This is a genomic window from Sporolactobacillus sp. Y61 (assembly GCF_040529185.1).
Lineage (GTDB): Bacteria > Bacillota > Bacilli > Bacillales > Sporolactobacillaceae > Sporolactobacillus.
The window spans coordinates 2,920,771-2,940,551 of sequence record NZ_CP159510.1 but is presented as its reverse complement, the minus strand read 5'-3'; the positions used below and the strand labels follow the sequence as shown (position 1 = coordinate 2,940,551).

Annotated in this window: 17 protein-coding genes; 10 read left to right on the top strand and 7 right to left on the bottom strand. The window is 47.9% G+C overall.

The genetic code is table 11. The features are described from left to right. The first annotated feature begins 5 nt into the window (after positions 1–5). Positions 6–1,004: a catabolite control protein A gene (gene ccpA, locus ABNN70_RS14105; protein ID WP_129928083.1), complete on the top strand. Its 999-nt coding sequence runs from the start codon at positions 6–8 to the stop codon at positions 1,002–1,004. Positions 1,005–1,173: 169 nt separating this feature from the next. On the opposite strand, the gene ABNN70_RS14100 is transcribed toward ccpA, so the two are convergent. Next, positions 1,174–2,256: an Ldh family oxidoreductase gene (locus tag ABNN70_RS14100; RefSeq protein WP_353948146.1), complete on the bottom strand. Its 1,083-nt coding sequence runs from the start codon at positions 2,254–2,256 to the stop codon at positions 1,174–1,176. A gap of 593 nt (positions 2,257–2,849) precedes the next feature. On the opposite strand from ABNN70_RS14100, the gene ABNN70_RS14095 reads away from it, so the two are divergent. Next, the gene (locus ABNN70_RS14095) at positions 2,850–3,785 is read left to right on the top strand and encodes an NADP-dependent oxidoreductase (RefSeq protein ID WP_353948145.1); all 936 of its coding nucleotides are present in this window, start codon (positions 2,850–2,852) and stop codon (positions 3,783–3,785) included. A gap of 113 nt (positions 3,786–3,898) precedes the next feature. Here ABNN70_RS14095 and ABNN70_RS14090 read toward each other — a convergent pair whose 3' ends face one another. After that, positions 3,899–4,756 (bottom strand): ABC transporter ATP-binding protein, encoded by an 858-nt coding sequence (locus ABNN70_RS14090; protein WP_353948144.1) that lies wholly within the window; start codon positions 4,754–4,756, stop codon positions 3,899–3,901. Positions 4,757–4,795: 39 nt separating this feature from the next. Further along, positions 4,796–5,221 carry a hypothetical protein gene (locus ABNN70_RS14085; RefSeq protein WP_353948143.1) on the bottom strand — a complete coding sequence of 142 codons (426 nt, stop codon included), beginning with the start codon at positions 5,219–5,221 and terminating at the stop codon, positions 4,796–4,798. Positions 5,222–5,411: 190 nt separating this feature from the next. On the opposite strand from ABNN70_RS14085, the gene ABNN70_RS14080 reads away from it, so the two are divergent. From ABNN70_RS14080 to ABNN70_RS14065, 4 genes are read left to right on the top strand one after another with little or no spacing between them, the layout of a single operon-like run. Further along, positions 5,412–6,422 carry an ADP-ribosylglycohydrolase family protein gene (locus ABNN70_RS14080; RefSeq protein WP_353948142.1) on the top strand — a complete coding sequence of 337 codons (1,011 nt, stop codon included), beginning with the start codon at positions 5,412–5,414 and terminating at the stop codon, positions 6,420–6,422. 50 nt (positions 6,423–6,472) lie between these two features. Further along, the gene (locus ABNN70_RS14075) at positions 6,473–6,925 is read left to right on the top strand and encodes a cytosine permease (RefSeq protein WP_353948141.1); all 453 of its coding nucleotides are present in this window, start codon (positions 6,473–6,475) and stop codon (positions 6,923–6,925) included. Continuing rightward, the gene (locus ABNN70_RS14070) at positions 6,889–7,857 is read left to right on the top strand and encodes a cytosine permease (protein WP_353948140.1); all 969 of its coding nucleotides are present in this window, start codon (positions 6,889–6,891) and stop codon (positions 7,855–7,857) included. The genes ABNN70_RS14075 and ABNN70_RS14070 overlap by 37 nt, the downstream gene beginning before the upstream one ends. Continuing rightward, entirely contained in the window at positions 7,835–8,722 is an 888-nt protein-coding gene (locus ABNN70_RS14065) for a PfkB family carbohydrate kinase (RefSeq protein WP_240697226.1), read from the top strand. The genes ABNN70_RS14070 and ABNN70_RS14065 overlap by 23 nt, the downstream gene beginning before the upstream one ends. A gap of 865 nt (positions 8,723–9,587) precedes the next feature. Here the strand turns inward: ABNN70_RS14065 and ABNN70_RS14060 are convergent. The 3 genes from ABNN70_RS14060 to ABNN70_RS14050 all read right to left on the bottom strand — a co-directional run bounded on the left by ABNN70_RS14060 (position 9,588) and on the right by ABNN70_RS14050 (position 13,876). Continuing rightward, positions 9,588–12,233, bottom strand: a complete 2,646-nt coding sequence (locus ABNN70_RS14060; RefSeq protein WP_353948139.1) for a transglycosylase domain-containing protein — start codon at positions 12,231–12,233, stop codon at positions 9,588–9,590. 311 nt (positions 12,234–12,544) lie between these two features. Next, positions 12,545–13,147: a 30S ribosomal protein S4 gene (gene rpsD, locus ABNN70_RS14055; RefSeq protein ID WP_353948138.1), complete on the bottom strand. Its 603-nt coding sequence runs from the start codon at positions 13,145–13,147 to the stop codon at positions 12,545–12,547. A gap of 279 nt (positions 13,148–13,426) precedes the next feature. Then, positions 13,427–13,876, bottom strand: coding sequence for a GAF domain-containing protein (locus tag ABNN70_RS14050; protein ID WP_129928093.1), 450 nt, complete (start codon positions 13,874–13,876; stop codon positions 13,427–13,429). 161 nt (positions 13,877–14,037) lie between these two features. Here ABNN70_RS14050 and refZ point away from each other — a divergent pair, with 161 nt between their 5' ends. Then, positions 14,038–14,718, top strand: a complete 681-nt coding sequence (gene refZ / locus ABNN70_RS14045; RefSeq protein ID WP_353948137.1) for a forespore capture DNA-binding protein RefZ — start codon at positions 14,038–14,040, stop codon at positions 14,716–14,718. On the opposite strand, the gene ABNN70_RS14040 is transcribed toward refZ, so the two are convergent. Then, on the bottom strand, positions 14,694–15,464 hold the full coding sequence (locus tag ABNN70_RS14040; RefSeq protein ID WP_353948136.1) for a TSUP family transporter: 771 nt from the start codon (positions 15,462–15,464) through the stop codon (positions 14,694–14,696). The two genes, refZ and ABNN70_RS14040, sit on opposite strands and share 25 nt — an antisense overlap. Positions 15,465–15,626: 162 nt before the next feature. Here ABNN70_RS14040 and ezrA point away from each other — a divergent pair, with 162 nt between their 5' ends. The 3 genes from ezrA (at position 15,627) to thiI (ending at position 19,745) form a co-directional block, all read left to right on the top strand. Further along, positions 15,627–17,321 (top strand): septation ring formation regulator EzrA, encoded by a 1,695-nt coding sequence (ezrA, locus tag ABNN70_RS14035; RefSeq protein ID WP_353948135.1) that lies wholly within the window; start codon positions 15,627–15,629, stop codon positions 17,319–17,321. A 76-nt stretch (positions 17,322–17,397) separates the two neighbouring features. Beyond that, positions 17,398–18,540: a cysteine desulfurase family protein gene (locus ABNN70_RS14030; RefSeq protein WP_129928097.1), complete on the top strand. Its 1,143-nt coding sequence runs from the start codon at positions 17,398–17,400 to the stop codon at positions 18,538–18,540. A 5-nt stretch (positions 18,541–18,545) separates the two neighbouring features. Beyond that, complete coding sequence (gene thiI, locus ABNN70_RS14025; RefSeq protein ID WP_129928098.1) at positions 18,546–19,745, top strand: tRNA uracil 4-sulfurtransferase ThiI; 1,200 nt, start codon at positions 18,546–18,548, stop codon at positions 19,743–19,745. Positions 19,746–19,781: the final 36 nt, after the last annotated feature.

The following is a 19,781-nucleotide window of genomic DNA, read 5'->3' as shown; positions in this document are numbered from 1 at the left end:
ACAAAGTGAGTGCAACTATTTATGATGTGGCAAGGGAAGCGGGCGTTTCAATGGCAACCGTTTCACGGGTTGTGAACGGCAACCCGAATGTAAAACCGACAACAAGAAAAAAGGTTTCTGAGGCAATAAAACGACTGGGTTACAGACCCAATGCTGTCGCAAGAGGGCTCGCAAGTAAGAAGACAACAACTGTAGGCGTTATTATTCCTGATATTTCGAGTGTATTTTTCTCCGAACTGGCCCGTGGCATTGAAGACATTGCAACCATGTATAAGTACAATATTATCTTGTGCAATTCCGATCAGAATAAGGATAAGGAAATCCGGCTGATTCAGACCCTTTTAGGGAAACAGGTAGACGGTATTGTCTTCATGGGTGGTAAAGTTACTGATGAACATATTGAGGAATTTACACAGTCTACTGTTCCTGTTGTTCTGGCTGCTACAGTTGATATAAATAATAAAATTCCCTCAGTAAACATCGATTATGAAAAAGCTGTTTATGATGCCGTTTCGCATCTTATTGAGTCCGGACACAAAAGGGTTGGCTTCATCAGCGGTTTGCTTGAGGTTCCAATCAGTGGCGTCTATAAACTGAATGGATACAAAAAAGCCCTTGCCGACCATGAGATCACCTTTGATGAAAGTCTCCTGACCGTAGGCGACTATACGTATGAATCAGGGAAAGAGGCAATGGCACAATTCCTGGCGCATGGAAATCCACCGACAGCTGTTTTTGTCGATTCAGACGAAATGGCGATTGGCGCGATTCATGAGATTCAGGATCAGGGTAAAAAGGTTCCTGAAAATATTGCGGTGATCAGCAGTGAAAATACACGTCTGGTTCAGATGGTCCGTCCGACGCTGTCCAGCATTGGCGAACCGACCTATGATATTGGAGCCGTTGCTATGCGACTGCTGACAAAATTGATGAATCATGAAAAAGTGGACAATGCCAATGTGGTCCTGCCGCATCGGATTGAATACCGTCAGTCCGCCGAATAAATTTCAGTATAAAAGGCGCTTTCCGTTAATGGAGAGCGCCTTTTTTATGGAATTTGATCCGTTGAGCAGGCCTGGCATGTGAGACATAAACCCCCTGAGGTTGTATTTCTGTTGCCTTACTTCAGGGGGTCTGTTCATTTCGTGGGGGGTATCATCCATCATTTAATGATTACAGTGCTTCCGGCACAGTGACATTCAATTCCTGACCAATGCGTTCCAGGTCACCGGCCGTTTTGTCGTCCACGGCAACTCCGTTCTTGCTGTTGTCGGCGTATCGTCTGTATTCCCGGTCACCCGGAATCTTAATCTCAGTATTTGGCAGGTGCTCCAGGTTCCTGATCCGATTAAACATACTGGTGGCATGATCTTTCAATGTATCCAAATCGCCAAAGAACGACGGATTAATGGTCATCAGAAACTGACTAAAGTCATGTTTACCGACACTTGTATCGGCAGAGATAGACCCTTGCGCCAGGATACCGGTCAGTAATTCGACAACCAGCGAATTTCCTAATCCTTTGTAATTTGAATTATTTTCTTCAACGCCGCCAAGCGTCAGGACGCCGCCCCCTTTTTGATGTGGTGTAAAGGCTGCCGTCGAAAGAATATCTTCAGCTTTTCGGGCGTTCTTCACAATTTTACGGTCCTTATCAACGGCCCATTCACCCGGAATATCCTGATTGTTTTTGTCCAAAACCTGAATTTTATCACTGGATACGACGGACGTTGCTCCGTCAAACACGAACGGATGCGGTTCTGCCGGGAAGGTGAAGGCAAACGCGTTTGATCCCAAAAAGGCTTGCGTTGCATTGGTTGGTACAACCAGCGGTCGCGTATTCGTATTGGCAATGCCGATCAGCCCTTCTTTAACAGCCATGCGCGCCCAGTATCCGGCGGTACCGAAGTGGTTGGAATTTCGAATGACGGCGATTGAAACAACTGACTCTTTTGTTTTTTCAATCAATTTATGCATGGCAAGTGCACAGGCGACCTGGCCCATATTTTTATTGGCATCGATCAGTAAACTTGTTGGCGTTTCTTTCAAAACTTTGACTTCATTTTTCGGCTCAATGGTGTGTTCTTTGACCATATTCAGATACCACGCCAATCGCTGAATCCCGTGAGATGAAATGCCACGTAAATCAGCATCCACCAGTGTATCAGCTAGCAGGTTACTGTTTTCTTTTGAAAAGCCGGTTGCAGCAAATACCCTTTGCAAATACGTTCGTTCAGATTCTGCACTAATTCTCATGATGATGCCCCTTTTCTAATTCTGTAATTGATTTCCCGCGTCGCATTTTGCTTGTTAAAAAACGTCCTTGTTCAGTACCTGTATTCAATATCAAACAAGGAAGATTTTAACCGCAGTGCCCCCTGTTTCGCACGTTTATGTAAGCCGGCGAGGTATCGATTAACGATCGTGGAGGTAACCTCGACCCATCCAGAAAATTCGATTCAGCTTCACCAATCTATGTCGCGCGCCATCCCAATCAGACACTTTCTGAAAATGGTCACATTGGCTATTCCAACCATTAACATAAACTTAAGGTCAAATAACGCGTTTGTCAAATGGATTTATTGACTTATTCCTTGCAGTTGATAGGCAAAAATTTTACCGAATCGCCTCCAATTTAATACCAGCTGTTTGCTTTACCCTCCCTGTCCGGCCACTTTAAACTGATCCATCCGCTAAATGGCTTCCCAAAGCAAATTACTTTGCAGGGTAATGATGTTCAACTATGATAATTATGTCACATGAAATGTACCGGTCACGCTTAAACTAAAAAACAGCACCAAAACGGGTGGTTAAGGATCATCATTCATTAATCAGAGGAGGAGAGAATCATGAGAGCAGTTGTTATCAATGAATATGGACCTGCAGAAAATTTACATGTTGAAGAACGGCCGGTACCTGAGATCGCAGATGATGAGGTATTAATCGAAAACTATGCAACAAGTATCAATCCCATCGACTGGAAAGCACGTTTGGGCTTGCTTAAACCGATGTTTGACTGGAATTTTCCGGTGGTATTAGGATGGGATGCTGCAGGCGTGGTGACTAAGGCAGGTGCCAGGGTAACCAAATTTAAAGCGGGCGATAAGGTCTTTGCGCGTCCTGATATTGATAAAGACGGCAAGCGAGGGACCTACGCCGAATATGTTGCAGCTAAAGAAGATAAGGTAGCCTTAAAGCCTGAGGAACTTTCATTTGAAACCGCGGCAGCCATTCCGCTCGCGGGTCTGACAGCATGGCAAGTCGTTCAGGATCGTCTGCACGTGAAGTCCGGTGAAAAAGTTCTGGTGCAGGCAGGTGCCGGTGGCGTCGGCCTGTTTGCGATCCAGATCGCTAAATATCTCGGGGCGTATGTCGCTACAACCGCCAGTGCAGACAGCAGGGATCTGCTGCTTCACCTCGGTGCCGATGAGGTCATTGATTACCACACCACAAAAATTGAAGACGTTCTTCATGATTATGATGCGGTATTTGATACAGTTGACGCGATAGATGCGGGCTTAAAAGTTCTCAAGCCTTCCGGACGTCTGGTCACGATCGCCGGGCATCCGACCGCTGAACAAAAAAAGGCACCACAGGACGTTTCTGACTGGTGGTTACAGCCCAATGGTAAGCAGCTGAGTGAACTGGGTACTTTGGTTGCACAGGAGAAAATCAAAGTGATCATTGACAGTACATTTGATTTAACTACATCGGGTTTACAGTCAGCGCATAAACGCAGTGAAAGCCGTCATGCACATGGGAAAATAGTGATCAAAATTAAATGAAACCGGAACTGATCCGGTAGCAGAAAGCCGCCCTCCCTTGTCGGAGGGCGGCTTTTTTGTTGCGCCCGACATGGGCGGCAGCCGGGCGGCGTGCGTTTTTGCCGGTCTCCGGCTCAGTCAAAGTAATACAGGTACAGATCTTCGAGATTCGGGGCTGCCACGATGGCGGCTCGTTGCGGCTTTTCATCGGAAATGACCCGAATTTCTATGCCGTTTTCTCTCCGAATGATGTTGCCCACCTTATATTGTTCCTGGTAAAAAGCCAATTGCGCGTCAGAGATCGTTACGAGCCAGACTTTCCCATCCAGCCGGGCGAGCAGTTTTTGAGGGTTGCCTTTTTTAATCAACTGGCCGTCTTTCATGATCACGATTTCTCTGGCGATGTATTCAAGGTCGGAGACGATGTGCGTGGACAGCACGACAATTCGATTGGCGGCAATCGATGACATGAGATTACGGAAACGGATTCGTTCTTTTGGATCCAGCCCGGCGGTTGGCTCATCCACAATCAGGATCTTCGGGTCGTTTAACAGGGCCTGGGCGATCCCGACGCGCTGTTTCATGCCTCCGGAGAATTTGCCGACTTTTTCCCTGCGATGCGCCTCCAGGCCAACCCACCGGAGCATCTGGTCAACTTTCTGCTTCGCCTGCTCCTTCCCAAGTCCTTTCAATGCTGCAATATAGAGCAGAAATTTTTCGGCGGTAAAATTTTTATAGAGCCCGACCTGCTGCGGAAGGTAACCGACGAGATCCCGATAGGCATCATCAAGCTGGAAAATATCTTTGCCGTCCAGCAGCAGTTGGCCGGACGTCGGGTGCATCACGGTGGCCAGCATCCGCATCAGGGTGGTTTTCCCCGAGCCGTTGGCGCCGAGAATGCCATACACGCCTTCGTTCAGTTCCAGATTCATGTCGTTCACGGCGACTTTATCACCGAATTTTTTCGTAACCTGATTAAGGGTTAAAATCAATGCAGACACCTCTTTAAATAAATGATTGTTGAATCGCCTTTAGCTGATCTGTTTTCTTGCCATGAACCGGTAGAGTAAAGTCAGGACCAGTACGGAAGCGATCACCAGGATGAACAGGGAAAAAACAGGATACAGAACCGGCCAGCCAAATACGTTGACCGTCTGGAATTCAGCGATCAGGGGATCGACCATCATCCCGTTCGACCAGGTGAACCGGAAGAGCCGCAGCAGCCAGTCCGGGACGGTGACGAATAATTCGGCGGCCACCGGAAAACCGAACGCAAAGCCACTCATCAGAAAGGAAATCAGCGGATTCTTGTTCCATGCAGAGACTATTGAACCGCCGGTTACGGAACCGTACGTACGGTGGTGTGAGACAACGGAAGCAGAAGTTTTCTTCTTACTCGATTTTGACAACGGATAGATTGGTGCACCCATCACCTGTCTTGTCACGTGTATTGACAATAGGTGCTTTTCATTTATACTGGAATAGTAAAATTGATAGGAACGAAGAATGAGGGATCAGTCAGAGGCAGCGTTCAACCTGATTGAAAATTCTATCAGGTTGAACAAATAACGAATCCGGACGGGTCGGTCTGGTTGAAAAATACCAGACAGTGGCGGCATCTATACACAGACGAGGAAGCGTAACTCTATGATAAAAGATCGAATACTCGGCGCTTTATATGGACAGGCCATCGGGGACGCCATGGGTATGCCGTCAGAACTTTGGCCGGTACAAAAGATCCGGGCATGTTTTGCAGGCAGAATGACAACATTTCAGGATGGCCCGAAGTCGAATCCTGTCGCCAGAAATTATACGAAAGGCCAATATACTGATGATACGAACCAGGCCTTTGCGATACTGGATGCACTGATTGAGAACCACTGGATACCGGACCGGCAAATAATCGTGAAGCATTTGATGAAATGGGCATACGCTGCCGACGCGTTTAACAGAAACATTCTGGGACCGAGTTCCAAAGCGGCGCTTCTGGCCATTCAAGACGGAAGGGATCCGAAATCGGTGACCGATCAGGCATTAACCAACGGCTCTGGCATGCGGATTGCACCCATCGGAACCTTATTTGATCCAGGGCACACGGATGAATTGATCGCAATGGTAGACAGCGTCACTCGGGTGACCCATTCGTCGGACGTTGCGATTTCAGGGGCGGCGCTCATTGCCGGAGCGGTGTGTGCCGCTCTGGCATTTGAGCATTGGGATGATGTTATTGATTACGCGATTGATGTTCAGAACAGAGCGTTCAAACTGGGGTCACCGACATGGGCGGCATCCGTCCGCGAACGCCTGTTCATTGGTCTTGACCTGGCGCATAAATACGTAGATGATCAGTCAGCGTTCGAGAAAGCTATTTATGAAACAGTCGGGACCGGAACACTGGCCAGTGAATCCATCCCGGCTGCAGTGGCCATTGCTTATTACGCACGGGACGTCAGGAGGTGTGCGCTGCTCGCGGCCAATCTCGGCGGCGACACGGATACGATCGGTGCGATGGCGACAGCGATATGCGGCGCTAAAGCAGGGTTCGGCAGCATCGATCCTGACTGGACAGGTTTAATTGATTCAGAAAACAGACAACATTGTATTCCAAATTACGCGGAAGCCATTATGAAATTCAGAGAAGGAAACAACGAATCATAAAAAAGTTGGGTTTTGTTCGCGCGTGGTAAAAAAGAAGGGGAAAGTGGGCAATGAACAACGATGAAGAAATTTTAGTTCCTGAAAAGGACAGGACGATCAGCGGGCGTGATTTATTTTTCAACTGGTTCGCTGCAAATATCGGCATTATGGGCATTGTTTTCGGTGCGATGGTCGTCAGCTATCGCCTGAGTTTCTTACAGGCTGTGCTTGCATCACTTGTCGGCGCGCTGTCTTTTCTCATCGTTGGCTGGGTCGCCGTGATTGGTGATAAGGCGGGAATTACGACGTTCAAAATGTCCCGTGCCGCTTTCGGTTTGGAGGGAAACAAAATTCCCAATGGTGTCGCGTGGATCAACATGGTCGGCTGGCTCGCCATTAATATCGTCACCGGGACGCTGCTGCTTGTCGCCTTGTTTGACGTGCTGCATATACCCCGGCCCCGTTTTCTACAGCGGTCGCACTGGCTGTGTTTTCAGCCTGTGTTCTTCTGTCCGGACTGGTAAAAGAACGTGTCATCGCAACGATCCAGACCTTTCTTTCTTATCTTTTCGGCATACTGACTTTGTTTATCCTCATCTTACTTGTTATGAAGACACAATGGAACGAAGTATGGACGATGGAATCAGGCAGCTGGATGGGTGGATTTTTACCCGCTGTTTCGATTGTCGCCGCCGGTTCGGGCATCAGCTGGTCGATGAACGCCGCCGACTGGGGAGCTTATGTTAAACCGGAGACTTCGCCGCACAGTACGTTCTGGAACACGACACTGGGCGGCGCGGTTCCACTGTTTCTCCTGATGGTTGCCGGTGTACTGCTCAGCACAGCAGAACCAGGACTTGCCTCAGCGGATAATCCATTTGAAGTCATGTACCGGATGCTCCCGTCCTGGATCGCTGTGATTTATTTTCTCGTGGCGGCAGGCGGTCTGATTCCTCAGTGCATCATCAGTCTTCGATCGGCGCGGATCAATTTATTGACATTAGGAATCCATGTCTCGCAAAGGACTTCACTCGTCGTTCATGGCCTGATCGTCGTCCTGATTCCGGTGTTTGTGTTATTTATCAGCGGACGTTTCTTAGCTAATTTTCAATTGTTTCTCGGTTTGCTTGGGATCTGTTTAGTGGCCTGGGTGGCTGTGTTTCTGACGGACAGCGTGCTTAACCGTCAAAACGGGAAAGGATATCGTGTGTCTCTGCTCGTTCCAGAGACCGGTCGTCGGGTCAATTGGCGTGCAATCGTTTCCTGGCTGGTCGCCGTTATCGTCGGTTTCCTGTTTACGAACAACGCGCTGTTTACCGGTCCCTTTGCCCGTGGGATATTCAGAGATAACAGCCTTGGTGTTCTGCTCAGCGGCGTCGTTGCTGCAGTCTGCCTTTGGCTCATAAACGGCAAAGGAGAAAAAGATTTTGATCATGGAAAAAATGAAAGCCAATAAACAGACGTTAATCATCGGAGCCGCTGTCCTCGATATTCTTGTCAAAGTGGACAACTTGCCGAGAACGGGCGAGGATGCAACAGGCGATCTGCAGAAAATCGCTGTCGGTGGGTGTGCCTATAACGTCAGTCGGGTGATGAGTGCCCTTGGCGGCGGCCATGTGCTACTTGCCCCGATCGGGAAGGGCCTGTACGCGGATATCATTAAAGCCGACTTTGCAAAGCATGGCATTGAGAAAACGATTGAAGAGGATTCCGGAGACAATGGGTGGGATGTATCATTTATCGAGAAATCGGGTGAACGGACCTTCCTGACGATTCCGGGGATTGAAAAACAATGGAAGGCTTCATGGTTCGATCAGATTGATGTTGAAATTTATGATTACATCTATGTGTCGGGCTACGAGTTGGAAGGGGATTCCGGCCCGGTGATTCTGGAAGCATTAAAGAAAAGGAAACCCGACAGCAGGTTGCTTTTTGATGCAAGTCCGAGAGTTTCGTACATTGACCGCGAGCTCCTGGATGAGATAATGGCTCCCGGAACGTTGATCCACTGCAATCGGGATGAAATGAATGCATTGGCACCGTCGGCAGATTCCGTCGAAAATGCCGCAGAAACCCTGTATGCCCGGACACACAATCCGGTAGTGATTACACTTGGCGATAAGGGCTGCTATTTTCGGGACAGTAAGGATAAAGGGTTTGTTCCCGGCAATAAGGTTAACGTCGCAGATACGATCGGAGCCGGAGACGCCCATTGCGCCGGATTGATCTGTGCATTGTCAGCAGGCAGCGGCACTCGCGAAGCGGCACGGTTTGCCAATGGGGTTGCCGCGAAAGTCGCAGGAAAGCATGGTGGCGCGTGATGATGTAGGTTCTGAAATTATTTTATGGCAAATCTGAAGTCGTATGGTCAAAAATCAGGGACTATTTTCCCCAATATGAAAAATAAGGGTGGATTAAAAAAATGACAAAAGTAAACCAGGGAGGTGACCTGGGATCCACTCTTATCGGGGGATCCGGCTAAGCACAGCATCAGATGAATAGGTGGAAAAATTCCGCTTACTTAGTAAAATGAAATGAAAAACAATTAAAATAGACGGAGAGATTCCGTCTATTGAATCAAAAAAAGGGAAAATGGAGCTTTTCCCCTGGCATAATCGGAAAATCTCCGCTTACTTCTCCTCTGAAAAGTGTGCCGCTCTGCTTCTAACCGAAAAATCTCCGCTTATTTTACTTTATGCTCGTGACTCCATTAAGGACAAAACACCTTATTTACAAGTAAATGAGGTGAAAACCCTTGCAAGGTGGGTTAATTGTTGAAAAAATACAGGAGAACCTCATTTTGCTGCGTTACGGTGAACCGTATCGTAAGTGATTGAGGATGTTTCCCGGGTAAAAATTCCAATGGTATCATACACCGGGCAAACGGTTGTCAAATCAAAGGTAGCAGCCGCGGGACAGGTGACCTGACCCTTGATTGACACGGTTTCGGGCCTGCTACGGGCCCGAAACAGCCGGTGCGCAGCACCGTGCTACCGTGCTTGCCTCACTCGAGCTGCTGGTAGATAAACGCTCATCCTGCCGGAACCTTGAAAAACAGGATCTGGCAGGATGAGCGTCTGTAAGTATATAAATGAAAGGAATTACCGTATACGGAAACCGTAAGCACGGTAATATGAGAGAAAGAAAATCAAAGATTTTTTTCAGTTCGATGGGTCGGTGCCTGATCTATGGCCGAATTTTCCCCAGCAATTTCGGATTGGCTGATTTCAAATCAGTGTAAGGGAACCGGTCACTCATGATTTCCGGTTTGATTCTGAATACATTCACTTTTTCCGGATTTGTTTCTTTCTGATCCTTCTCCTCCTGTTTTTGCCCTTCCTCCTTGCCTTCCTGTTGCTCGTCTGGTTTTGGCTGAGGAGCATTTGCCGGTATCAGTGGTTCAACATCTTCTGCAGGCAGGTATTTTTTATTCATAAGATCAGTCGTGACAAAGCCCGCAGCCTGGCACAGGCCCGTTGGTTTCTGACCGGTCAGGCCACATGCTGTCGCCCGGACGACTCCTCCGGGCTGACTGAATTTTTCTTTCGGTGCCATGAGATCCGGATCCACATGGTAAGCACTGTTGGCAAATCCGGTAAACAGGGACCGGGTCTGATCGGAATAGGTGTAGCGGTTTAATTGCTGATTATGTGCATAACCGTTCCATACTCCCAATGTAATATTCGGGTTAGAGGCAACCAGCCAGGAGTCACGCCAGTTCTGCGATGTTCCTGTTTTCCCGGCCCAGTCCGCTGTAAATTCCAGTCCACCCGGCATTCGGGCACCGGTTCCGTATTTAAAGACATCGCGCATCATATCAAGCATGAGGTAATTGGTCTGTTCAGAGAAAACCCGGACCGGCTTTGACTCGTGTTGATAGATGACTTTCCCCGACGCGTCTGTGATTTTGTCAATCATATAGGCATCGATGAACTGTCCGTTATTGGCAAAGGTTGTATAGGCATTCGTGTTTTCTTCAACAGTCAGCCCCCGTGTGATCCCGCCCAGAGCTGCAGAAACATTGTGCCCGTCTGTACCGACCAGTGATGTCACGCCCATTTTTTTCAGAAAATCAGGGGCCTTGTCCGTAGCCTTGCTGAGGCGGGTGAATACACTTACGGCTGGTACGTTGTGAGAAGCTGCCAGAGCCTTTCTGGCCGTTTCGAACCCGTGAAAAACGCTGCTTGTTGACGTCGAGCCATAATCTGTCGGTGCGTAAATCTTTCCATTAATGGTCCTTCTATAGGGAAGATCGGCAACCACAGACCCGGGCTGGATCAGTCCCATTTCCATGGCCGGCGCGTAGACCAGCAGGGGCTTCATTGTTGAGCCGTTCTGACGGGTAACGCTCGTTGCAAAGTTATACTGGGATGTGCCAAAATCACGTCCTCCGACGAAACTGATGATCTTACCGGTTTTATTATCAATCATGATGGATCCGACCTGCATGGGATCCGTGACCTTTTCATCCTTACCTGTTTTAGCGTTCCTGACGGTGATGATTTCTCCATTGGGTTTGCGGGCATACTTTTCAGGACCGTAACGAGAATAACCGCGGGCTATAGCCTGCATGCCGTCATAGATTGGTTTATTGATGGTGGTGGATATTCTGAATCCGCCGTTTCCAAGCTGTTTTCCGGCATTATCCAGCATTTCAGTGAACAGCTTATAGTGGTTTTCAACGGTTTCGTAATCCAGCCCGTCTTTCTTTGCGATCTCCTGCAGTGAAAGGCGAGTGTAGCCTGTCACGTGGTTTTTTTCATATGTGATCCTTTCATAATTTAAATAGTCCTGATAGAGCGTGCTGCCACTGTAACCCTGTTGTTGTGCAGACTTTTTGGCAAGGATCACTGCGGCCCGATGCTCAACTTCTTTGGAGAGATAAGGGTAATCGGTATAAACAGATTTAGCCGGTTGTGCAAAGTGCTTCCTGTAGTCATAAGCCAGTGCTGATTTCAGCTGTTTACTGTCAATATAACCTTCTGAATGCATCCGCCTCAGAACGGTGTGCGCCCGGTTGATCCCGGCAGAAAGATCTTTTTTTAATCCGCCCTGATTCAGAAACGGCGAATAAGTAAACGGGTTCTTCGGCAGACCGGCAACAAATGCAGCCTGAGGGATGTTCAGTCTGTCGGCTTTAACATTGAAGATTCCTTCAGATGCTGCCGCCACGCCTGCGATATTTTTTCCGGAAGCGTCCCGTCCGAAAGGGGCCATATTCAGGTAAGCATTCAGAATTTCGTCCTTGGAAAAGAACTTTTCCAGACGCAGGGCTAATAATATTTCTTTGAATTTTCTGTCAATAGAAACTTCATTGGTGAGCATTTGATTTTTTACAAGCTGCTGTGTAATGGAACTGCCGCCGGTCACCTGAGGCTGATTCAGCAGTTCCTCGGTGCTTGCCCGTATCACAGCCCGCGGGACCACGCCATGATGCTGATAAAACAGTTCATCTTCAGTTGCAATGACAGCGTGAATCAGATTTGGGGAAATGTCCTGGAGATCCGTTTTCGTTCGTACCAGATCACTGTTCAGTTTTCCGATTGGAATATTTCCCGCGAAATAAGCGATGCTGCTTTCACTGTAATTACTGATTTTCTGCTGCATCGTATCATAGCTGGGTAACGCCTGGTTATGGACAACTTTTGCAAAATAACCGGAAACCGTACCGGCAGCAAAGAAACAGCCAATAATGGCCAGACTTAATGTCATGAGAAAGGAGTGCCAAATGACGCTCCTGATCGATTCCAGCGTTTGTATGACGCGGTTTGTTGACCATATTTCTGCGAGCCGGTCAAAGTAGCGGGAAAATCTTTTGAGTTTGAAGCGCATACTGTCTCTCCTTCTGGAATGATTCATAAATATGATGAAAGCTTCTTATATATTAGCCTAAAACAGGGGAGTTGAAAAGGAAAATCAAGGAAACAGGAAAACAGGCGAAATTCAGATAAAGTGAAACGTTAATCAGTGGGGGTTTCTTCATCCTCTACTGATTGTGAGTGGAATCCATTGGGTGCTGCGGGCAGTTATTCCCCGGATGGTCCTGTTCGTTACCCTCCCCTGAAGGGAGGCTGTCCGTTCATGCGAGATAAAAAAATAAAGCTCCCGACCGGAGTGATCCGGACGGAAGCAGGACAGACACATTATCTGGAATAGAATTCGACGATCATGGCTTCAGTAATTTCAGCCGGGAGTTCTGAGCGCTCCGGAAGACGGGTATAGGTGCCTTCCAGATTCTTTTCGTCAAAGGACAGATATTCAGGAACAAAGTTATTCGTTTCCAGAGCATCCTTGATGACAGTAAGATTACGGGATTTTTCCCGGACGCCGATCGTATCACCGGGCTTTACACGATAGGAAGGGATATCGACGCGATGTCCATTTACTGTGATGTGCCCGTGATTGACAAGCTGACGTGACTGTCTGCGCGTACGCGCGAGTCCCAGGCGATAAACCAGATTGTCCAGCCGGGATTCAAGCAGAATCATGAAGTTTTCGCCATGAACACCCTTCATCTTTGCTGCGTCGTTGAATACACGATGGAACTGCCGTTCATTGAGACCGTACATAAAACGCAGTTTCTGCTTTTCCTTCTGCTGAAGTCCGTATTCTGAAAGTTTCACGCGCTGAGAAGGACCGTGTTCCCCGGGTGCATACGGACGCCTTTCGAGTTCTTTGCCTGTACCGCTGAGTGAAATGCCCAGTCGGCGTGACTTTTTCCAGACCGGACCAGTATATCGAGCCATTGAATTGACTCCTCCTTTGTCATTTTATTGGGTTCCGGATCGTGACGGTCACCGGATCCCGACGGTATAAAATGACACCTCCGGAAGCACTGACAGAGCTATTTTGCCATCTTGCACATTCGCCCAGGCAGCCTAGGTTACACAGTGCACCTCCGCTATATGGGAGGAACAAAATAAAAAGAACTCTGACCGCTTTCCGTAACTGCCTCATTTTACACGAGAGGTATTATAACTCAATTGTATTCCGAAAGTCAAGAAATGATGGCGGATACCTGTGAATCAGATGTAGCGGACGAGCGTTTCGGCCACCGCTTCAAGAAATTGCTGATCTTCATCAGAGAACCGGTTAAGATTCGGGCTGTCAATATCGATAACGCCGATTAGTTCGTCTTCTTTAATCAGTGGTACTACAATTTCTGAGCGGGATACGGCATCGCAGGCAATATGTCCGGGAAATTTATGGACATCGGCGACACGTATGATTTCCCGCTTTGCTGCAGCTGTACCGCAAACGCCTTTACCTGGCTGGATTCGTATACAGGCCGGTTTTCCCTGAAAAGGACCAAGGACCAGCTCTCCATCTTTAAACAGATAGAAGCCTGCCCAGTTGATCTGCTCAAAACTCTCGTTTAGCCAGGCAGAGCAGTTGGCAAGATTTGCCGTTTGATCCGTTTCATTTTTTATCAGGGACTCGAGCACCTGAATTCTATTGTTACTGACAGAATTCATTATATTTCCCCTCAGCTTTCTGCTATAGTACACCCATTTTATCAGATCATGGCGAAAGTTTCAGCCGGATTGTCGAACAGTATGAGCAGGATAGACGTGGTGAATGGAGAAAGTTTATTATTAAGGGAGTAACATTTCTCAGGCGGGAAGGGACGATGCACATGCCGGGAAAAAGTATTTTACCTGAAGGCGGCCGGACATCAAAAGAGGCAGTCATTCATTCTGCATTAAAATTATTTAATATGAGCGGATACGACGGGACATCTGTGCGGGCTATAGCCGCAGATGCACGTGTAAATATTGCTCTGGTCTCCTATTATTTCGGAGGTAAGCAGGGCCTTCTGGAACATCTTATGTCCTCTTTTTTTGAAGGATATCTCGACTGTCTGGAGAACGCCGCAAAACAGGATAACGTTCAGCCGAATGGGCAGGCTGAGGACCTGATCGTCACGGTTGCCGATGCGCTGATCACCTATCAGCAAAAATATTTTTATCTGTCCCGCTTTGTTCACCGGGAGATGACCCTTGATAATCAGCTGGTCAGAGAACTTATGGCCAGCTATCTGATGAAGGAAAAGTTTCTGCTTACTCAATTATTAGAAAAGGCAGTGCCCGGATTTGGTAAAGATCCGCTTCAGGCGGATTTTACCCTTCTGCAGTTCCGTGACCTGATTATTATGCCGTTTCTGCAGCCGCAGTTGCTCAGAAAAGTGTATTACATGAAACCGAGCGAGTCTTCATTTCGACCCGGTTATTTACGCTATATTGCCGGATGGGCAGACCGGTTGCTGGAGGAAAACCGCCGTTTTAAGCGACGTCAGCGGGTGAGCCAGGTGAGATAATCCACGATATTTTTCCCGATAAGTAATGTCGTAACCGCAAGAAACAGGATCCTTACATAGGATGATCCGCTTTTTATGGCAACTTTTGCTCCGCACCAGGAACCTGCGATCAGGGCTGCGGCCATAATGGCCCCCATGCGATAATTGACATAGCCGAGAGCAGCAAAGGTGATCAGAGCTGCAATGTTGCTGCCGAAGTTCAGTACTTTGGCATTTCCTGCAGAATGGATGAAATCGAAACCAAGCATGAGAAATGAAAAAATCAGAAAGGATCCGGTACCGGCACCGAGGAAACCGTCATAAAATCCAATGGCGAGTACCAGCGGGAGAAACCACATGCACGTCTTGCCTGTCAGTCCCCGGAAATGGCTGGCTGCCCCCCATTTTTTCCGTAACAGGGTATATATCGTGACAGCGACCAGCAGAATTAGAATCAAAGGGCGCAGAAGCTGCGAAGGGAGAAAATGAACGAGAAACACGCCGCAGGCTGATCCTGTAAAAGACAGGGGAAATAATTTTGCCGTCAGACGAAGATTCACTTTTCCCGATCGGAGAAAGGTCAGCGTACTGGTCAGAGATCCCATGGAACTGGCGAGTTTATTTGTCCCCAGCGCTATTTGAGGGGGCAGACCGATTGACAGCAATGCCGGCGTTGAAATCACGCCGCCCCCGCCAACTACCGAGTCGATAAACCCCGATCCAAATCCTGCAACGATCAGAAAGATGTATATCCAGATTTCATCCACAGTGTATCATCCCACTCGTTTGATGTCATTTCGTTTCCGTGAATATAAGTATAAAATAAAATTGATCGTATTGTCGCTTTTTTTATCTTTATGTGTCTTTTTTTGATACAATAGAGAATAATTGAAAGTACGTGTTACATGCGAGAATGGGGGAAATTCCGTATGCTCTATGTGGTGATCGGCCTGATCCTGATCATTGTTTTTGTCATCTCATACGGCGCGTGGATGAGAAAAAAAACGTATAGCCGGATTGACCAGGCGGAGACGCGTCGTGTGGATATGATGAACCGGCCGGTGGCAAAGGAACTGGCTAAAGTCAAACAACTCAGGATGGTCGGAGATACAGAAAAAAAATTTGAAAAATGGCGCTCCGGATGGGATGATATTGTAACACGAGAACTTCCAGCTGTCGGAGAGTCTCTTTTTAAGGCTGAAGGGCTTACAGATAAATATCGCTTTAAAGCAGCACAGGCTCTTGTCGGTCAGCTTCAGAAACAAATGGATACCATTGAAGCTGAGATTGACGGAATCCTGAAGGAATTGAATGCTGTTGTCGACAGCGAGAGCAAGAACAGGAAGGACGTTACACCTGTTAAAGAGTCATATCACCAGATCAAAAAGCTGATGATCACAAGGCGAAGCCAGTTTCGAAAAGCGCTGCCGCTGCTGGAGAAGTCGGTAAAAGCCATCGATGAACAATACAGCAAGTATGGTGAGCAAACCGCATCGGGTAATTATATAGAAGCACGAAGGATCCTGCTTGGCGTAAAAACGGGCATTGATGACGTGCAGGAAAAAATAGATCAGGTTCCGGCTTTATATGAAGATATCGGTCATTCCATACCTGACCAGATCCGCGAACTGCGGCAGGGAAGCGAGGAAATGGTGGAGGAAGGCTATGCCCTGCAGCACCTGCAGATCGGTACGCAGCTTGAAGAAGCGGAGCGCCAGCTTCATGTCGTTGAGGCCTCTGTCGGCCGTCTGGAGCTGACTGAAGCTTCAGAGGGTCTGCAGGGAATACACGATCAGCTTGACTGGCTTTATAATCAGCTGGAAAAAGAAGCCCTGAGCAGACAGGAAATCAGGGAAGTGGCACCGAAGATCGAGGCAAGACTGGATTCAGCCGGCCGGAAAATTAATGAACTGAATGAAGAAACTGAGATGGTCCGGGACAGTTACCATATTGATACGGACGATATCAAAGTTCAGCGGGAAATCAGCAAGAGTTATTATAAACTGGAAAAAACCTATGCTGAAACGGGCGAAATGATTAAAAATCATTCGGAAGCTTTCAGTACGGTGCTGGAAAAACTGAAAAAAATCGGTGCCGATATCGGTGAGATCGATTCACTGGCTGACAGCTACAGCAAGAAGATTAAAGCGCTCAGGAAAGATGAACTCGCGGCAAGACAATCCATTCATGAACTCAGGCACATCCTTTTTGAAGCCAGACAAATGCTGTTAAAAAGCAATATCCCCGGAGTCCCGGAGTCCTTTAGTCATGTGCTGAGCGAGGCAGAGCAGCAGCTCAAGTCGGCGGGCGGCCATCTTGATGATAAACCGCTTAATATGACTGAGGTACAAGAGGCACTTGACGCCGCAAAGGCAAAAGCGGATGACGTTCACAGTCAGGCAAAGACCATTGTTGAAACAGCGGCATTTGCTGAAGAGATGATTCGCTACGGGAACAGATACCGCACGGATGATCCGGAAATCGACGGGAAGCTTCAGACAGCTGAACAGCTGTTCAGAAACTATGACTATCAGGCTTCGGCAGAGACAGCCGTTCGAGCCATTGAGAAAAAGGAACCGAAGATCCTGAAAAGAGTTAACCTGTACCAGCAGCATCAGGCATGATCCCCGATGTTCATGTGAACGTTGGATCCTGCCCGGTCTATCTTCACATTTTCTGAAAGGAGTTATACGTTAATCCATGATTTATCTTGATAATAGTGCAACAACAAAGCCTTATACTGAAGCAATGAAAACGTATCTGACCGTCTCTGAACAATTTTTTGCCAACCCTTCTTCCATCCATTCGCTTGGAGGAAAAAGCGAAGCGCTGCTTACCCGGTCACGTGACCAGGCGGCATCGCTTCTCGGCGTTTCTCCGGATGAGATTGTTTTTACGTCGGGAGGAACGGAAGGAAATAATCTGGCGATAAAAGGTGCAGCGTTTGCCTATCGATCCCGCGGAAAACACCTGATCACAACGGCTGTCGAACATGCATCATCGCTTAATGCATTCAGACAACTTGAAAAACTTGGTTTTGACGTGACTTATCTGCCGGTAGACCGTAACTGCCGGGTGTCCGTTGATGACTTTAAAAAGGCATACCGGAAAGATACCATTCTTGTTTCGATCATGCATGTGAATAACGAAGTGGGTACCATACAGCCGGTCAGGGAGATCGCTGAGATCCTCAAAAACAAACCGACAACGCTCTTTCATGTAGATCATGTACAGGGCTTTTCCAAGGTTCCGCTGCAGTTAAAAAACAGCGGGATTGACTTGTGCACGATATCCGGCCATAAATTTCATGGTCCTGAAGGGACCGGTATCCTTTTTGTCAGGAAGGGCACCTTACTGTCTCCACTGCTCTCCGGAGGGGGTCAGGAAGGCGAACGCCGGTCCGGTACCGAGAATCTCCCGGGGATATGTGGTATGGTTCGTGCACTGCGCATGACCATTGAAAAAGAACCGGAAGGAATCCGTCATCTTCAGGCGCTGCAAAAGCAGCTTCGCAAGGGACTTTCTCAGATTCCGGATGCTGTGATCCACACGCCTGTGTCAGGAGCAGCCCCGAGCATCATAAATGTGTCATTGAAGGGAATCAAGTCCGAAGTCCTGGTCCATGCGCTTGAGGAAAAAGGAATCTATGTCTCCACGAAATCTGCATGCTCTTCAAAGGACAGCGGAGCAAGCGGTATTCTTCTTGCCATGGGTGTTCCTGAAACGGAAGCCGGGCAGGCCATCCGGATCAGTACAGCATTTGAAAATACCGCTGAGCAGATCAGTACTTTTTTAAATGTACTGTCTGATGCGGCAGACAGATTGAAAATGGTAATGAGGTGAAAGACGTGATTTACGATTTTTTAATTATCCGATTTGGGGAGATTGCTTTAAAAGGGAAAAATAAGAAAAGATTTGTTCTCAGGCTTGAAGATGATGTACGGGATAAATTGAGCCGTTTCCCGAAAGCGGATATTAAAAGGCATTTTGATGATATAGAAATACAATTGAATGGTGAGGATGCCGGACGGATCCTGCCGATCCTTCAGAAAATTTTCGGAATCCAGAACATATCTTCAGCTATTAAAGTAGATAATAATCTGGAAGCAATGAAAAAGGGTGTACTTCGGATAGCAAATGAGGAGACATCAGCGCGTACATTTAAGATTGCTGCACGGAGAAAGGACAAAAGATTTCCAATTCATGGCAGTGAGCTGAACCAGGAGCTTGGCTCTTTCGTATTAAAAAATTGCGACAGGATGACCGTTGATGTACATCATCCGGATCTGACACTGAGAGTTGAAGTCGGGTATCATGAAACACGGATTTACGGACATGAGTATGAAGGTGCCGGCGGTCTGCCGGTCGGCACCAGCGGGAAAGTGCTGCTGCTGCTCTCAGGAGGTATTGACAGTCCTGTTGCCGGATATCTGCTTGCCAGACGCGGTGCATCCATTGAAGCCATCTATTTTCAGAGCCCGCCTTACACAAGCGACCGTGCGAAACAGAAGGTTATCGATCTGTCGAAGAAAATCCAGTCTTTTGGAGGCACATTCAGACTGCATCTTGTGCCTTTTACTCATGCCCAGATCGCAATCCGGGACACGGTTCCCGAGGATTACCGGATTACCATTATGCGCCGGATGATGTTCCGTATTGCTGAAAAGGCAGCAGACCGCTTCGGCTGTCTGGCTCTTTCGACAGGGGAAAGCCTGGGTCAGGTGGCAAGTCAGACACTGGAGAGTATGAACACCATTAATCAGGTGACTGCATTGCCTGTCCTCAGGCCGCTCATAGCGATGGATAAGATTGATATTGCCCGGATCGCGAAACAAATTGATACTTATGACATATCGATCCGTCCCTATGAAGACTGCTGTACCCTTTTTCTTCCGAAAGCACCAAAAACACGTCCGGACCGGATCCATGCGGCCCGTTTTGAAAAATACCTTGGAGTGGATCAGCTGGTACAGGAAGCAGTCGGCGGAATCGAAACACTGACGATCACTCAGGATGAAACAGAGGATGCGTTCAGCGGCTTACTCTGATCTATAGACGAACGATACAAATGCAGAAATTACCAG

Coding starts and splice junctions, on each gene's coding strand:
- ABNN70_RS14100 (WP_353948146.1), bottom strand. CDS start 2,256: ATGAGAATTAGTGCAGAATCTGAACGAACGTATTTGCAAAGGGTATTT.
- ABNN70_RS14095 (WP_353948145.1), top strand. CDS start 2,850: ATGAGAGCAGTTGTTATCAATGAATATGGACCTGCAGAAAATTTACAT.
- ABNN70_RS14080 (WP_353948142.1), top strand. CDS start 5,412: ATGATAAAAGATCGAATACTCGGCGCTTTATATGGACAGGCCATCGGG.
- ABNN70_RS14075 (WP_353948141.1), top strand. CDS start 6,473: ATGAACAACGATGAAGAAATTTTAGTTCCTGAAAAGGACAGGACGATC.
- ABNN70_RS14065 (WP_240697226.1), top strand. CDS start 7,835: ATGGAAAAAATGAAAGCCAATAAACAGACGTTAATCATCGGAGCCGCT.
- ABNN70_RS14060 (WP_353948139.1), bottom strand. CDS start 12,233: ATGCGCTTCAAACTCAAAAGATTTTCCCGCTACTTTGACCGGCTCGCA.
- rpsD (WP_353948138.1), bottom strand. CDS start 13,147: ATGGCTCGATATACTGGTCCGGTCTGGAAAAAGTCACGCCGACTGGGC.
- ABNN70_RS14050 (WP_129928093.1), bottom strand. CDS start 13,876: ATGAATTCTGTCAGTAACAATAGAATTCAGGTGCTCGAGTCCCTGATA.
- refZ (WP_353948137.1), top strand. CDS start 14,038: ATGCCGGGAAAAAGTATTTTACCTGAAGGCGGCCGGACATCAAAAGAG.
- ezrA (WP_353948135.1), top strand. CDS start 15,627: ATGCTCTATGTGGTGATCGGCCTGATCCTGATCATTGTTTTTGTCATC.
- ABNN70_RS14030 (WP_129928097.1), top strand. CDS start 17,398: ATGATTTATCTTGATAATAGTGCAACAACAAAGCCTTATACTGAAGCA.